Origin of the sequence: Nocardia sp. NPDC059229 (genome assembly GCF_042754165.1) — a bacterium.
In the GTDB taxonomy this organism is placed as follows: Bacteria; Actinomycetota; Actinomycetes; order Mycobacteriales; family Mycobacteriaceae; genus Nocardia.
The window spans coordinates 834,845-848,581 of the sequence record NZ_JBHZAK010000001.1 but is presented as its reverse complement, the minus strand read 5'-3'; the positions used below and the strand labels follow the sequence as shown (position 1 = coordinate 848,581).

The window sequence follows — 13,737 nt, the reverse complement described above, 5'->3', positions numbered from 1 at the left end:
GCGGCGTACAAGTTCGGGCGTAGTGAAAAATCTGCGCCCGAACTTTCGTTCGAAGAGTCAATCCCGTTGAACGGGAATTCCTCTCGTGATCAGACTCGGGTCCGCCCCTTTACACACTGAAGCCCGGCACCTGAATTGGTGCCGGGCCGAATTGCGTTGCGGCCGCGAGGCTGGGGTCGACCGTAACGCCTGTCGCCTAGCTGGTTAGACGACGGTGCGGGTACGCGTACGCGCGTTGCGGCGCTTCAGCGCGCGACGCTCGTCTTCGCTCATACCACCCCACACGCCGGCATCCTGGCCCGACTTCAGGGCCCAGGAAAGGCAGTCAGCGGTGACGGGGCAGCGAGCGCAGACCAGCTTGGCATCGGCAATCTGCGCGAGCGCCGGACCACTGTTTCCCACCGGGAAGAACAGCTCGGGGTCCTCGTCGCGACAGATGGCCTTGTGGCGCCAGTCCATTCCTCTGCTCCTTTGCTAGGGCGCGCACGGCGCTGCCCCTTGGGTTTGTGGTCCGTTCACTTGTGCGACTCGAATGTTTCCGCACGGTTGCTTGTGAATGCTTTCACGAACACCGTAGATGTCAATAGATACCCGGTGCACCGTGGGGAAGCTCACGCTGTAAGACCCCTACATGGGGATCCGCCGTGTCATTTGTACTCGGTTGAGCCAGTTTTCGCAGCGCAACCGCGATGTTTCTCAGGCGTGTCGAACCGGCTAGGGCTTCGGCGCGACCACATCGAGGATATCCGGGACGGCTGTGAAATTCACCATGTTGCGGCGTCCGATGAAGTCGCCGTCGATTTGCAAGCCGATCGGTTCGGCCGCGGTGACGGTCACGGCCGGCACGTCGTCATCGCGAAACAAGGTGCGGCTCTTGGGATCTCCATGGGCTGCCAGCAACTGCCGGGCGACCATCAGGGTGGGTAGAACGCCCATGGTGCGCATGGCAAACACTCCGAGACCCGATTCGAATGTGGTACCCGGGTTGGTGACCACGGGCGTGTTGTCGAGATAAGTCCAGGGACTGGCATTCGTCACGAATGCGTAATGCACATCCGTGACCGATTCGTGACCTGGAATGTCGAGACGCACTTGCGGGGCATGCCGTTTGGCGCGAAAGAACTGCCGGACCGTGGTGCGCAGATAGCGAGCGGGCGTCGCGGTTTTGCCATCCGCGCGCTTGGCGTCGATGGCCTCGCACACATCCGCGTCGAGCCCGACACCGGCGCTGAAGAGGAACCAGCGATCGTCGGCGACGCCGAGCCCGATACGGCGGTCCGCGTCGTCGGCCACCAGATCGATGAGCTGATTGGTGGCGGTCACCGGATCCGGTTCGATGCCCAGCGAGCGCGCGAACACATTCGCCGAGCCGCCCGGGATGACGCCGAGCCGCGGCAGCCACTCCCGCTGCGGCTCACCCGGCAGCGGGAGGAAACCGTTGACGGTCTCGTTCACCGTGCCGTCCCCGCCGTGCACCACGATCAGGTCCATCCGGGTGTCGGCGGCCCAGCGCGCCAGCTCGGCGGCGTGCCCCCGGTGCTCGGTGTGGCGAACGGTCAGCTGGGTGCGGCTTTCCAGTGCGTGAGCGAGCAGATCGCGAGTGGACCGAGTGGTCGAAGTGGCATTCGGGTTCACGATAAGCAAGGTCCGCACACCCGCAGCCTACTGACGTCCGCCGCGACACGGCTGCCCGAGTCCGGTGACCACCCCGGTGAATGCGGGTGGGCGGGTCCAGGATTCGGCAACGACGCTCGGTCGTAGGCTGGGCGGGTGGCTGAGCAGAACAACGGCGAGAACAAGCCCGCGGGCGAGAGCGACGCGGTGCCGACGACGGTGCGCGTGGCGGGCGCGCTGGTCGCCCTGGAGGGCGCGCTGGGCCTGGTCGCGATGGTCGTGCTGATCATCGTCGGCGTGAACGGGTCGGCGCAGAGCCCCAAGAACAGCTATCTCACCGCCGGGTACGCGGCCATCCTGGGCGGCGCGGTGCTGGCCGCCGGGATCGGGCTGATGCGCGGAAAGCGGTGGGGGCGGGCCATCGCCACGCTGACCCAGCTGCTGCTGCTGGGTGTCGCGTACTACATGTTCACCTCGGACCGGCCCGAGTTCGGGGCGCCGCTGGGATTGCTGGCGCTGGGTGCACTGGGTGCGCTGTTCGCTCCGGCCTCGAATCGGTGGATGGCCGCGGGCTACGGTTCCGTCGAGGAATAGCCGCAGCGGTTTGCACAGAGTCGCCGTAATCGTTGCTCAGTGGTCCGTGAGCGAGTTTTCGGACGCTCGCCCACCACTCGGGTGAGCGAGCGCTTTCCAGCGATGCTGCGGCGAATTCGGATGCCGCGGCGAATTCAGTCGTCGGCGTGCGTCGCCAGGCGGGCCAGGGCCGCGCCGCGCAGGCGGTAGCCGGTCCACTCGTGCTGGTGCTCGGCCCCGATGGATTCGTAGAAGTCGATGCTCGGGGTGTTCCAGGTGAGCACCGACCAGTCGACGCGGGCGTACCCCTGCTCGACGGCTTCGCGGGCCAGCGTCGCGAGCAGGCTCTTGCCCAGCCCGCGGCCGCGGACCTCCGGCTTGACGTAGAGATCCTCCAGATAGACCCCGTGCACGCCCTTCCAGGTGGAGTAGTTCAGGAACCAGATGGCGCAGCCCACCACGCCGTGATCGGTCTCGGCCACATGGGCGTACAGCGCGGGCTGCGGCCCGAACAGGGCCGTCTCGAGCTGGGCCGCGGTGAGGGTGCACTCCTCAGCGGCCTTCTCGTACTCGGCCAGGTCGTGGACGAGCTGGACGAGCGCCGGGATGTCGGCGGGGGTGGCGCGGCGAATCATTCGGCGGCCCCTTCCTACGGGTTGAGCGGCGGAACCAGATTGTGCGCGAGCACGGTTCGAGCCTGGTGATCGTGTCCCAGCACCGTAACCGCGGCGGTGGACAGGAAGAATCGGCGGCCTTCGATCACCTCGAACTCGGCCCAGCGGGCGATGAGCGCGCGCGAGAAGTGGCCGTGGCCGACCAGCACCACATCGCGGGTGGCCAGCTCGGGAATGACGGTGGCCAGCACGTGGTCGGCGCGCTTGCGGACGTGCTCGGCGGTCTCGCCCTCGGGGGTCTCGCCGGTCCAGATGGTCCAGCCGGGGGACATCTGCTGGATCTCGGGCGTGGTGAGGCCCTCGTATTCGCCGTAGTCCCACTCCGCCAGATCGTCGTCGACGATGACGCCGGGCAGTCCGGCCAGCGCCGCGGTGCGCAGCGCGCGCTGCCGGGGGCTGCACAGCACCAGCGGATTCCGCAATTCCATGTCGTACAGCAGTTTTCCGGCGGCCCGGGCCTGCGCCTCGCCGATCTCGGTGAGCGGCACATCGGTGCGGCCGGTGTGGCGGCGCGCGGCCGACCAGGCCGTCTCCCCGTGTCGCAGCACTACCAACCGGAATTCGCCACCACTCATGAATTCGATCATGCTCCACCGCCTCCCCGAATACCTAGCCGGCGGCAGAGACCCGTCGGATTCGGGCACCCGTGGGCGACCGGGTCAAGCGGCCGCGCCGACGCCGTACACCTGGGTGCCCCGGCGCTCCAGGAAGACGCTGCCCGAGACGCTCAGCCCGATGGGCTCGTTGTGATAGTCGCTGCGCTGCAGCGGGATTCGCGAGACCTGCGCGCCGGTGCCGGGATCCAGGATGGCCAGGCCGTCCGGGACCGGGGCGACCAGCTGGCCGGCCATCAGCGCCGGGGTGCCGAGCACGTGCTGGGCGCCCCACTGCGGGTCGAGGGTGGTGGGGTTGAGGGCGATCAGGCTGTCGCCGGTGAAGACGAAGAAACCGGTGGACAGGCGCGCCACCATGGCGGTGTCCGTGAAGGCCGGAACCTGGTGGGTGGCAAGCAGATTGCCGCTGACGTCATAGATGGTCAGCACCGGCGGGGTGGTCGCGGTGGCGGGGAGGTAGAGCGCGGTCCGGGTGTCGGACACCGCGATCACGCGCGCCCCGTCCACCGCGCCGCCGGGCTCGTTGAGCACGTGCGTGCTGTACTCCTCCGGCACCGTGCCGTCCTTGGGCGCGGGATTGAGGATGGACAGCCGGTCGGCGGAGTCCTTGGGGCAGTGTTCCAGCACCGCCACCCGGCTGGGCGCCGAGCCCGCCGAGAGCAGCCGGCAGTCGGTGCGCGGCTGGGTGTGCGGATTCACCGGGGCGTCCACATAGCCGTATTCGAGGGTGCGGACCAGATCCGAGCGCCACATCTCCAGGCGGTCGTCGCCCAGCGCTAGCACATAGGTGCCGTCCGGGGCCAGGGTGATCCGCTTGTCCATGTAGCTGGACCGCGCCGCCACCCGGGTCCCGGTCTCGGCGTTGAGCAGGGTGGTCTGACTGCAGCCGCGCTGATCCCGGTAGGTGGCGATGACCGTCCCGAACTGGACCTCCACCGCGCACAACGGCATGTCCCGCTGGTACGTCCAGACCTCGTCGCCGGTGCGGGCATCCCGCCCTGTGACGGTGTCGTCGTCGGCGGTGACGGCCACCGCGCCCACCGTCAGCGAGCGCATGGCCGCGCCGTCCGGTGCGTGCCACAGCTCCTTGACCTGCGCGGGCACCGAGTCGGCCGCCGGTGGCGGGGTGAGGGTGTGGTTCGCGGACTGCGCGTGGGTGCCGCGCACATCGCTGGTCAGCGCGACGACCGCTGCCGCGATCGCCACCAGAGCGGCGATCGCGACAGCGGTGAGAATATCGGCGCGCGTCCGCCGCTCGGGTGCGAGCACGACAGCGAGAGTAACCGATCCGCGCGGCTAGGCCGAGGCCGCGACCGCGGTATCGGTCACCACCACGGCGGCCTCGGCGTCCGCATCGGCCTTCTTCCGCCGCGTCCGCCGCACCGGAGCCGCCGCGGGCTCGTCGGAACCGCTTGCCGCAGTATCAGACTCGACCGCTTCGACCTCCGCCTTGACGGCCTTGCGGACCCGCTTGCGCGGCGCGGCCTTCGGCGCTTCCGCGACCACCTCGGCACCGTCCGCCGCCTCCGCGACCACCTCGGCCGCGCCGTTGGCGTCCGCGGTCGCCGCGGCCGCCTTACGAGTCCGCTTGCGGGGCGCGGCCTTCGGCGTTTCCGCACCGTCCGCCGCTTCGGCGGTGGCCTCGGCGGCGCCGTTGGCCTCGACGGTCGCAGCCGCGGCCTTGCGAGTCCGCTTGCGCGGCGCGCTCTTCGGAGCCTCCGCGGCGACCTCGGCGGCGGCGCCGGTGGCGGTCTCGTCGGCGGTCGGCGTGGTGCTCGCGGCGCGGCTGGTGCGCTTGCGCGGCGTCCGCAGGGCGGGCTCGGCCGGGTCACCATCGGTGGCAGCCGATTCCACCGCGACGGCGGAACCCTCTGCGCCGGTGCTGGATTCGGCCACGGCGGCCTTGGTGCGGCGGGTGCGCTTGCGGGGCGCGTCCGCTTCGGCGGTCACGGGAGCCGCTGCCGCGGCGTCGGTCTCGGCGACGACCGTCGACTCCGTGGCGACCGGGGCCTCGGCGGCAGTGACCGTGGCCTCGGTGGCCGCCTTGGTCCGGCGGGTGCGCTTGCGGGGCGCGTCGGCCACGACCGCATCGGCCACAACCGCATCGGCGACCGGCTCGACCGTCGTGGTGGCCACGCTCGCCTCGACCGGCGCGGGCGTCTCGGCGACCGCGGTCTCCGAGACGGCGTCGGCGGCCTCGGTCGCGCTCGTGCCCTCGGCGGAACCCCTGCCCCCGCGGCGGGTGCGCTTGCGTCCCCGGCGGGCGCCGTCCCCGGTATCCTCGGAGACGACGTCGGCAACCTCGGCGGGGCCGTCGGTGTCGAGTTCGGTCTCGACCGTGGTCGCGACGATGGCGTCGGCCGGGGTGGTGCCGCCCTTGCCACGACGACGACGGCGGCGACGGCGGCCGGACTTCTCCGGATCACCGGTGGCCGAATCGGCCTCGGCGGCAGGGGATTCGGTGGTCACCACGGCCGCGTCGCCCTCGACCGGCTGGCCACCGCGGGTGCGACGGCGGTTGCGGTTGCGGGTGCCGCGGCGTTCGCGCTCCACCACGACGGCGTCCTCGTCGCGCTCGGGCTTGCGCTTGCGGATGACGCCGGTGACGCCCTCCGGGATGCCGAGCTCCTCGTACAGGTGGGGGGAGCGGGAATACGTTTCGACCGGTTCCGGGATGCCGAGGTCGAGGGCCTTGTCGATGAGGCCCCAGCGGTTCAGCTCGTCCCAGTCCACCAGGGTGACCGCGACACCGGTCTTGCCCGCGCGGCCGGTGCGGCCGATGCGGTGCACGTAGGTCTTCTCGTCCTCCGGGCACTGGTAGTTGACGACGTGGGTGACGTCGTCGATGTCGATGCCGCGGGCGGCCACATCGGTGGCGACCAGCACGTCGATCTTGCCCTCGCGGAACTTCTTGAGCGCCTTCTCACGGGCGATCTGCCCCAGGTCGCCGTGCACCGCGCCGACGGCGAAGCCGCGCTCGGCCAGATCGTCGGCGACCTTCTGCGCGGTCCGCTTGGTGCGCGCGAAAATCATTGTCGCGCCGCGGGTTTCGGCCTGCAGGATGCGAGCCACCAGCTCGCTCTTGTCCAGCGCGTGGGCGCGGTAGACCAGCTGCGTGATCCGGTCGTGCACCGCGGACTCGTGGTGCTCCTCGGCGCGGATGTGCGTCGGCCGGTTCAGGAAGGTGCGGGCCAGGGTGATGATCGGACCCGGCATGGTGGCCGAGAACAGCATGGTCTGGCGCTGCTCGGGAACCATATTGAGAATGCGCTCGATATCGGGCAGGAAGCCCAGGTCGAGCATTTCGTCGGCCTCGTCGAGGACCAGCACCTGCACCTTGCCCAGGATCAGATGCTGCTGCTCGGCCAGATCCAGCAGGCGACCCGGCGTGCCGACGACCACGTCGACACCGGCGCGCAGCGCCTCGATCTGCGACTCGTAGGGGCGGCCGCCGTAGATCGACGTGATGCGCACCTTGGTTCCGGTGCTGTCGTCGAGATACTTGGCGGCGTTCTCCAGATCCTGGGTGACCTGGATGCACAGCTCGCGGGTCGGCACGATGACCAGCGCACGCGGGGTGCCGTCGAGGGCCTTGGTGCCGGAGTCGCCGGTGGCGATGCGGTGCAGCAGCGGCACACCGAAGCCGAAGGTCTTACCCATACCGGTGCGGGCCTGGCCGATGAGATCCTCACCGGCCAGCGCGAGCGGCAGGGTGAGTTCCTGAATGGCGAAAGTGCGTTCGATGCCGATCTCGGCGAGGGCCCGGACGATTTCCGGCCGCACGCCCAATTCGGCGAAAGTGGGAGCGAGGTGGGTGTCGTCGAGTTCCGCGGTCAGCAGCGTGTCCGCCACACCCGGTTCCTGCTCTACGGTGATCTTGCTCAGGTTCTTGCCTTTCCTCGTTTATCGCGTCTCGCGCGCACGAGGCGTGGGGCGGACCCGGTCGGTCCGCGACGACCACTTGATCCGTTCTCGCCGCTGCGGGATGCCTCTCCGGTGGATGGGCGTCGACCTGGCGCGGCGGTGCAGTGCTGCGGATCGGAGTGCGCGCACATTTTCCATGGACTACGGGTATGAATTCCGCCGTCCGCGGAGATTGTAGCGTGATACGGCCTCCGCCCTGATTTCCGCCACCGCTAATGTGTGGCGTTATTGCGCTGGTAGGCGCGCTTATCGGTAGCGAAAGACGGTCTGATCCGGGGTTTCGCATTGCCGTTAATGATTGTGGCGCACCATAATTCGTCCGGGGACAACCGTGTCGGCCACCGCGCGGACAGTTGAGTTGCTCACATAGGTGATACGCCGTGTAGCACTATCTGCGAAGGTATTGCTGTGAGCTTGGCAGACACCGTGAGCACCGCCGCCCGCAACATGTGGTCGCTGACCTTCGGCGACGGCATCGAGGCCCCCGAACCCACCCCGTCGACGGTGCTGTCCGACGCGCCGCATCGCGAACTGCGCCGCTACGACGGCGCGGGCCCCGACGATCCGGCCGTGCTGCTGGTCCCGCCGCTGGCCGCGCCCGCCTTCTGCTTCGACCTGCGCCCCGATCAGAGCCTGGCCCGCTTCCTGCTGGAGACCGGCCGCGCGCCCTACCTGGTCGACTACGGCGACATCACCTTCGAGGACCGGCGCATGGGCTTCGAGACCTGGATCGACGACATCCTGCCCGAGGCCATCCGCGAGGTCTCGGCCGATCGCGGCGGCCGTCCGGTCGATCTGGTGGGCTGGTCCATCGGCGGCATCCTGGCCCTGCTCGCCGCCGCGGCCGATCAGGCGCTGCCCATCCGGTCCATCACGGCCGTCGGCGCGCCGCTGAGCTACGACCACATGATCGGTGCACGCGAACTGCGCACCCTGGCCCGCATCGACGGCGGCCGCACCGCCACCGCGGCCATTCGCGCCGCCGGCGGGGTCTCGGCGCAGCTGACCCGGATCGCCTACCGCGCCACCGCCTGGGATCGGGAACTCAAGCGGCCGTTCTTCATTGCGAGCAATCTCGCGGACACCGCGACCCTGGCCCGGATGGAGACCATCGACCGGTTCCAGAATTCGTTGCCCGGCTATCCGGGGCGTTTCTACAACCAGCTGTGGGGCCGCTTCATCCTCAACAACGACATCGGCAAGGGCGTGGTGCACCTGGGCGAGCAGCGGATCGCGCTGGCCGACATTACTCAGCCGGTGCTGCTCGTCGGCGGACCGAACGACGTGATCACACCGGCCGCCGCCGTGGAGCACGGGACGACGACGCTGACCGGTTCGCCGGAGGTGCGGTACGAGACCGCACCCGGCTCTCACCTCGGCATTCTCATCGCCCGTGACACCACGTGGACCCATCTGGACAAGTTCCTGCGCGACCAGCCCTGAATTGCGTTGTGTCGCAAGGACTTACGAACGTATGAAGGGTGCATCCCGGGTGTCGTCGCCGATGGGTGAATGCGCGTCGTTTCCGGCCGCTAGGGTGGGGTCCCATGGGAGCAAACTCGTCCACTGCGCTCGGCGCTGCCTCGGAGTCTTCCGACGGCCGTATTTCCTCGTCTTCCGACGGCCGCATCTCCGCCGAACATCCTGGAGCCACCGATCTCTTCGCGGTCCTCGCCTACGGTGAGATCTCCGCCTTCTACCGTCTCGCCGAAGAGGCCAAGCTGTCGCCCACACTGCGCGGCCGGGTGGCCGTCGCCAAGATGGCCGGCAACGAGATGGAACACTTCAAGACCCTGGAGCGGGCGCTGGCCGATCGTGGCGTCGACATCTTCGACGCCATGGCCCCGTTCGTGCGCGCCCTGGACGCCTATCACGCCTCCACCGACCCCTCCACCTGGCTGGAGTCGATGGTCAAGTTCTACGTCGGCGACGGCATCGCCGCCGACTTCTACACCGAGATCGCCGGCGCCCTGGCTCCCGAGGTCGCCGACGTGGTGCGCGACGTGCTGGCCGAGACCAGCCACTCCGAGTTCGTCATCGAGGAGGTGCGCACCGCGGTCGCCCAGAACCGGTCCGAGCGGGACCGGCTGGCGCTGTGGGGCCGCCGTCTGCTGGGCGAGGCCATCACCCAGGCGCAGTACGTGATGGCGCAGCGCGACGGGCTCACCGAGCTGGTGCTCACCGCCACCGGCGATCTGAACGGCGTCGCCACGCTGTTCGAGCACATGCAGAACAGTCACGCCGAGCGCATGCGCGTACTCGGCCTGAGCTGACGCTCCCGTTCTTCCTGCCGTCTGCGCTGTTCCCCGACAGTGCCGTGGGTGCTGTTCGCTGACAGCGCAGGCGGTCGCGGCCGGACGCTGTCCCGGCTGCGCTAGCGTGATCAGGACAGCACAAGGACTCTAGGTTCGGAGGTTGGCCGTGGAGGTCAAGATCGGCATTTCGGATAGCCCGCGTGAGCTCGTCATCAACAGCTCGCAGACCCCCGCCGAGGTCGAGGCGGCCGTCACCGGCGCGCTCCAGGGTGAGGGCGGCGTCGTCACGCTGACCGACGAGAAGGGCCGCAAGTTCCTGATCCAGGCCTCGAAGGTCGCCTATGTCGAGATCGGCACCCCTTCCTCGGGTCGCGTCGGCTTCGCGGCCGTCTAGCCGAACTCTCGGGGACTTCCTGAAACCCCTAGTGACATAAAAGAATTGCCCCGCCGAGCCGCTCGGCGGGGCAATTCTTTTGTTGTTGTCGGGGATTCAGGTCTCAATCCATCGGGTGCAGCGGCACGTGCTTCAGGCCGCCCCAGCACAGCGCGACAGTGGTGTCGACCGCGTCGTCCTTGCTGATCGGCCGGTCCGCCTCGAGCCAGTAGCGCGCGCTCAGCTGGCTGGCGCCGACCAGGCCGACGGCGAGCACACGGGCGCGGTAGGGCTCCAGGCCGGAGTCGTGGGCGACCAGGTCGAAGACCGCGTCCACGCAGGCCTCGGTGGCCTGCTCGACACGGCGCTGCACCTGCGGCTCGTTGGTCAGATCGGATTCGAAAACCAGTCGGAAGCCCTGGGTTTCGTGATCGACGAAGTCGAAGTAGGCCTGCACGGCGGCGCGCACGCGCTGCTTGTTGTCGGTGGTGGAGCGCAGCGCCTGGCGCACGCTCGACACCAGGGCGTCGACGTAGTTCTGCAGGACCGCCAGATACAGTTCGAGCTTGCTCGAGAAGTGCTGGTAGAGCACCGGTTTGCTGACGCCGGCGCACTGCGAGATCTCATCCATGCCCGAGGCGTGATAGCCGCGTAGCACGAAGACCTCGCTGGCGGCCGCGAGTAGCTGCGCCCGGCGCGCCTCACGGGGCAGGCGGGTTCCGCGCTTGCTCGCCGCCATGGCCTCGGATGACATGCGGTGCGACGTCATCCGGTCCACGAGGTCAGTCATTGCCTTTTCTCCCAGTTGATTCCCGGTGGGAAGGATGTCACCGGTATCCCACGAACGATACTCGCTCATGGGGCCCGTGCCGATCCAGGTTCCGAATTTTGGTGTGCTGGTTGTTGTCGATCAGCACCTGTGATGGTCGAGTGGGACTCGCGTCGATTATGCGAGGCCGATCACAACTGTGTAGCACATGTTCTGATTTGTGAGCTCTGCCGCATTGGCGTGAGATATCTCGCAGCAATAGCAGCGCGCGGCGACGGCCCTTCCGTGCGTGGGGGCGGGCTATGAGAGTCTGTCAGTCGTGACCGACCATGGGGGCAGTAGTTCCGGCGGGCCTGATTCGCGCCGCCCCGTGGGGGCGGGTGTGCCGAAGACCGCCGATAACAAGCGCCGAGGAAGACCCAGCGGGCCGATCTACGATCCGCTCGGTTTGTACACCGGCGCCAGCGCATCGCAGACCGGCCCCTCGGTATCTTCCGGGCTCATCACACCGCCCGAACCCGCACCCGATCCAAGTCAGCCCGCCGGTGATCACCTGCCGCTGCCGCACCAGCCGCTGCGCGCCCGCTGGGATCCCACCGCCCCGCCCGCCGACGCCCGCAACCGGCAGCGCCCCGATCGCGAGACCAAGAAGCAGAGTCCGCTGGGCCGCTTCGTGAGCACGTACGGCTGGCGCGCCTACGCCCTGCCCGTGCTGCTCGTCGTCACCGTCCTGGTCGCCGTGGACGCCCTGCGCCACACCGGCGACGCCAGCACCGGACTCCCCGGCTTCGGCCGCCTCAGCGAGCACACCGACAAGCCCAGCGGCATCATCGGCGGCGCCCCCAAGGGCGACGGCAAGTACGCGGCCGATCTGCCCACCGGCGCGGTCCCGCCCGGCGGGCCCTACACCGACACCGGCACCGGCAACTGGCACGTGGTGCCCGGCAATACCGCGCAGGTCGGCACCGGCTCCCAGCACGTGTTCACCTACACCGTGGAGATCGAGGACGGCGTGGACACCGCCAGCCTCGGCGGTGATCCGGCGATCGGCCAGATGGTCGACGCCACGCTCGCGAATCCCAAGTCCTGGACCCATGATCCGCGTTTCGGCTTCCGCCGCGTGGACACCGGCACTCCGGATTTCCGCGTCTCGCTGACCTCCCGCGACACCACCCGCAAGTCCTGCGGTTTCGAGATCCCGGTCGACTCCTCCTGCTACAACGCCGATCTGGGCCGCGTGGTGCTCTCGCAGGTGCGCTGGGTGCGCGGGGCGCTGGCCTTCGAGGGCGATGTCGGCTCCTACCGGCAGTACCAGATCAATCACGAAGTGGGACATGCCATCGGCTACCACGAGCACCAGCCGTGCGAGGTCGACGGCGGGCTGGCGCCGGTCATGATGCAGCAGACCTTCGGGACCAGGAACAACGACATCGCGAAGCTCGATCCCGAAGGCGTGGTGCCGATGGACGGCAAGACCTGCCGTTTCAACCCGTGGCCCTACCCGCGGGCCTGAGCGCCCTCCACCGCGACGGCGGGCACGGATTCCATTGCGGCCGAAGGCCGGTGCCGGGCGATGCCCAGACCCGCCAGGGCGCCCAGAGCCGCCGCCGCGGCCGCGGTGAGCAGCGCCGCGCGGAAGCCGTGCTGAACGGCCGTCGTCGAGGTGTAGCCGCCGGTGACGGTGAAAACCGCTGAGGTGACCGCGATTCCGAAGCTGCCGCCGAGCTGGCGCAGGGCGTTGTAGATCCCCGACGCGGTACCGATGGACTCCGGTCCGACCGAACTGATCGCCGCGTTCTGTACCGCGGGCATGGCGGCCGAGATGCCGATACCGGTCAGCAGCATCGGCCCGATCAGCGCTGGGTATCCGGCCCCGGCCCCGGCGGCCAGGGCGATCCAGAGCAGGCCGATCCCCGCCAGCAGCAGTCCGGCCACGATCAACCGGCGTTCGCCGATCCGGCTCATGCGCGCGCCCGCCAGCGGCGCGACCACGAAAAGCGTTGCGGTCCAGGGCAGCAGGCGCAGCCCGGAGCCGAGCGGGGTGTTGTGCAGCCCGGCCTGCAGGTACTGGGCGAAGAAGAACGCGGTGCCGAAGATCGCGGCGGTCATCAGGAGGCCCGCCAGATTGGCGGCGCCGAAGCCGGGGCGGGTGAACAGCCGCATGGGCACCATGGGCTGCGGGGTGCGCAGCTCCCAGCCGACGAAGGCCGCCAGCAGCGCACCGCCGCCGAGCAGTGCGCCCAGGATCTCGGCGCTGGTCCAGCCGATCGCATTGCCGCGCACCAGTCCGAGCACCAGCCCGAGCACGCCGAGCCCGGACAGCAGGACGCCGGCGGTGTCGACCTGGGCGGCGGGCCCGGTGCTCTCGGTGACCCAGCGGCGGACGGCCGGAATCAGGGCCGCGCCGATGGGCACATTGAGCCAGAAGATCCACTGCCAGGTCAGGCCCTGCACCACGGCCCCGCCGACGACGGGTCCGCCCAGGATGGCCAGCCCGGTGACCCCGGCGAAGATGCCCATGGCCCGTCCGCGCTGGGCGGGCGGGAACGCCACGCCGAGCAGGGCGAAGGCGGCCGGCATGATCATGGCCGCACCGACGCCCTGCACCGCGCGGGCGGCGATCAGCGCGCCGATGCCGGTGGCCAGCGCGCAGGCGGCGGAGGAGACGGTGAACAGCGTGAGCCCGGCGATGAGCAGGCGGCGGCGGCCGATGCGGTCCCCGATCACCGCGGCGGTCAGCAGGAACACCGCGAGTGCGAGCGTGTAGGAGTTGAAGGTCCAGCCGAGCGCCTCGAGCGACGCGCCGAGCTGGACCCGGATGGTGTTGAGCGCGGTGGTGACGACGAGTGCGTCGAGCCCCACCATGAGTGACGCCACCGAGGTGAGGGCGAGCGTCCAGCGCTGGTGAGTGGTCATGGGGGAGTGACCTTTCGGGTCGGTT

12 protein-coding genes and 1 pseudogene are annotated in these 13,737 nt (G+C 69.2%); 5 read left to right on the top strand and 8 right to left on the bottom strand.

Annotated elements, in window-relative coordinates; translation table 11 throughout:
* Positions 1 to 204 precede the first annotated feature (204 nt).
* The gene (locus ACFXHE_RS03960) at positions 205 to 459 is read right to left on the bottom strand and encodes a WhiB family transcriptional regulator (RefSeq protein ID WP_011211115.1); all 255 of its coding nucleotides are present in this window, start codon (positions 457 to 459) and stop codon (positions 205 to 207) included.
* Between the two features lie 255 nt (positions 460 to 714).
* Positions 715 to 1,653: a diacylglycerol/lipid kinase family protein gene (locus tag ACFXHE_RS03955; protein ID WP_379379527.1), complete on the bottom strand. Its 939-nt coding sequence runs from the start codon at positions 1,651 to 1,653 to the stop codon at positions 715 to 717.
* 117 nt (positions 1,654 to 1,770) lie between these two features.
* On the opposite strand from ACFXHE_RS03955, the gene ACFXHE_RS03950 reads away from it, so the two are divergent.
* Entirely contained in the window at positions 1,771 to 2,208 is a 438-nt protein-coding gene (locus ACFXHE_RS03950) for a hypothetical protein (protein WP_379379525.1), read from the top strand.
* 134 nt (positions 2,209 to 2,342) lie between these two features.
* Here the strand turns inward: ACFXHE_RS03950 and ACFXHE_RS03945 are convergent, their stop codons facing one another.
* The 4 genes and pseudogenes from ACFXHE_RS03945 to ACFXHE_RS03930 form a co-directional block, all read right to left on the bottom strand.
* A complete protein-coding gene (locus tag ACFXHE_RS03945) occupies positions 2,343 to 2,822 on the bottom strand; it encodes a GNAT family N-acetyltransferase (protein ID WP_379379523.1) in 480 nt (159 codons plus the stop codon).
* Between the two features lie 14 nt (positions 2,823 to 2,836).
* The gene (locus tag ACFXHE_RS03940) at positions 2,837 to 3,448 is read right to left on the bottom strand and encodes an acid phosphatase (RefSeq protein WP_379379521.1); all 612 of its coding nucleotides are present in this window, start codon (positions 3,446 to 3,448) and stop codon (positions 2,837 to 2,839) included.
* Between the two features lie 72 nt (positions 3,449 to 3,520).
* Entirely contained in the window at positions 3,521 to 4,744 is a 1,224-nt protein-coding gene (locus ACFXHE_RS03935; protein ID WP_379379519.1) for a hypothetical protein, read from the bottom strand.
* 1,083 nt (positions 4,745 to 5,827) lie between these two features.
* Positions 5,828 to 7,327: pseudogene (locus tag ACFXHE_RS03930) on the bottom strand (DEAD/DEAH box helicase); the annotation flags it as partial.
* A gap of 480 nt (positions 7,328 to 7,807) precedes the next feature.
* Between ACFXHE_RS03930 and ACFXHE_RS03925 the strand changes: the two are divergent.
* From ACFXHE_RS03925 to ACFXHE_RS03915, 3 genes are all read left to right on the top strand, one after another.
* Positions 7,808 to 8,842 (top strand): alpha/beta fold hydrolase, encoded by a 1,035-nt coding sequence (locus ACFXHE_RS03925; RefSeq protein ID WP_379379517.1) that lies wholly within the window; start codon positions 7,808 to 7,810, stop codon positions 8,840 to 8,842.
* Positions 8,843 to 8,946: 104 nt separating this feature from the next.
* Positions 8,947 to 9,672 carry a ferritin-like fold-containing protein gene (locus ACFXHE_RS03920; RefSeq protein WP_379379515.1) on the top strand — a complete coding sequence of 242 codons (726 nt, stop codon included), beginning with the start codon at positions 8,947 to 8,949 and terminating at the stop codon, positions 9,670 to 9,672.
* 148 nt (positions 9,673 to 9,820) lie between these two features.
* Positions 9,821 to 10,048 (top strand): DUF3107 domain-containing protein, encoded by a 228-nt coding sequence (locus ACFXHE_RS03915; protein ID WP_379379513.1) that lies wholly within the window; start codon positions 9,821 to 9,823, stop codon positions 10,046 to 10,048.
* A 103-nt stretch (positions 10,049 to 10,151) separates the two neighbouring features.
* Here ACFXHE_RS03915 and ACFXHE_RS03910 read toward each other — a convergent pair whose 3' ends face one another.
* Positions 10,152 to 10,817, bottom strand: coding sequence for a TetR/AcrR family transcriptional regulator (locus tag ACFXHE_RS03910; protein ID WP_354834016.1), 666 nt, complete (start codon positions 10,815 to 10,817; stop codon positions 10,152 to 10,154).
* 532 nt (positions 10,818 to 11,349) lie between these two features.
* Here ACFXHE_RS03910 and ACFXHE_RS03905 point away from each other — a divergent pair.
* Positions 11,350 to 12,309 (top strand): DUF3152 domain-containing protein, encoded by a 960-nt coding sequence (locus tag ACFXHE_RS03905; protein WP_379380381.1) that lies wholly within the window; start codon positions 11,350 to 11,352, stop codon positions 12,307 to 12,309.
* Here ACFXHE_RS03905 and ACFXHE_RS03900 read toward each other — a convergent pair.
* Positions 12,294 to 13,712, bottom strand: a complete 1,419-nt coding sequence (locus tag ACFXHE_RS03900; RefSeq protein ID WP_379379511.1) for a DHA2 family efflux MFS transporter permease subunit — start codon at positions 13,710 to 13,712, stop codon at positions 12,294 to 12,296. The two genes, ACFXHE_RS03905 and ACFXHE_RS03900, sit on opposite strands and share 16 nt — an antisense overlap.
* Positions 13,713 to 13,737 lie beyond the last annotated feature (25 nt).

Excerpts from the sequence above, each read along its gene's own strand:
- ACFXHE_RS03960 (WP_011211115.1), bottom strand. The coding sequence starts at position 459 with ATGGACTGGCGCCACAAGGCCATCTGTCGCGACGAGGACCCCGAGCTG.
- ACFXHE_RS03945 (WP_379379523.1), bottom strand. The coding sequence starts at position 2,822 with ATGATTCGCCGCGCCACCCCCGCCGACATCCCGGCGCTCGTCCAGCTC.
- ACFXHE_RS03940 (WP_379379521.1), bottom strand. The coding sequence starts at position 3,448 with ATGATCGAATTCATGAGTGGTGGCGAATTCCGGTTGGTAGTGCTGCGA.
- ACFXHE_RS03920 (WP_379379515.1), top strand. The coding sequence starts at position 8,947 with ATGGGAGCAAACTCGTCCACTGCGCTCGGCGCTGCCTCGGAGTCTTCC.
- ACFXHE_RS03910 (WP_354834016.1), bottom strand. The coding sequence starts at position 10,817 with ATGACTGACCTCGTGGACCGGATGACGTCGCACCGCATGTCATCCGAG.
- ACFXHE_RS03900 (WP_379379511.1), bottom strand. The coding sequence starts at position 13,712 with ATGACCACTCACCAGCGCTGGACGCTCGCCCTCACCTCGGTGGCGTCA.